Below are 661 nucleotides of genomic sequence, written 5' to 3'. Positions count from 1 at the left end.
CTATTGGCCTATTGTCGCCGCGTTGGAGAAGCTGCCGGCCAAGGCACTGATCTCGACGGCGAGGTGATCGCCCCCGAAGCTGATGGCAGGCCGAATTTCCGCCAAATGCATTCACGCATGGCGTGGAATGCCGAGCTGCTGGCCTTTGTCGCTTTCGATATCCTGCATAGGGAAGGCGAGGATTTGCGTCCACTGCCGGTGATCGAACGCAAAAGAATTCTTTGGGACCTGATCAAGCCGGCCGAGGGCATCATCCAATATAGCCAGCATGTCGAAGGTGGCGGGGCCGAGTTCTTCGCCGGCGTTGAACGAATGGGGCTTGAAGGAATGGTATCGAAGCGGCGCAACAGCCCCTATCGCCGTGGGCCGTTCGGTTCCTGGGTGAAGACGAAGTGTTTTGAGATCGGTGATTTCGACTTGCTCGGCGTCCAGAGCGAACCTGGCAGGCCAACGCTGGCGCTTATGGCCCGCGATGGCAAATATGCCGGCAAGGCTGTCATCAGCACTACGCGATCGATCATGGACCGGCTATGGCAGCGGGTGCAGCAGGCCAAGGCTCGGCCGCCAGAGGGCTTACCGAAGGCGGTAGTCACTCCGGAAGTCGAATGGGTGGAGCCCGGCATAAAGGCCCGCGTGAAGTTCCTGCGTGGCGAGCCAAAGC

Annotated in this window: 1 protein-coding gene; it reads left to right on the top strand. The window is 60.1% G+C overall.

Features of this window, described 5'->3' with window-relative positions; translation table 11 throughout:
- The coding region (locus ACXJ7R_RS35545; protein WP_457155863.1) for an ATP-dependent DNA ligase at window positions 1-661 on the top strand (661 nt) is incomplete at both ends.

This window comes from Mesorhizobium sp. P5_C1, assembly GCF_054049815.1.
Note: the sequence above shows the minus strand (reverse complement) of the source record. Positions and strands in the feature narration are given on the sequence as shown.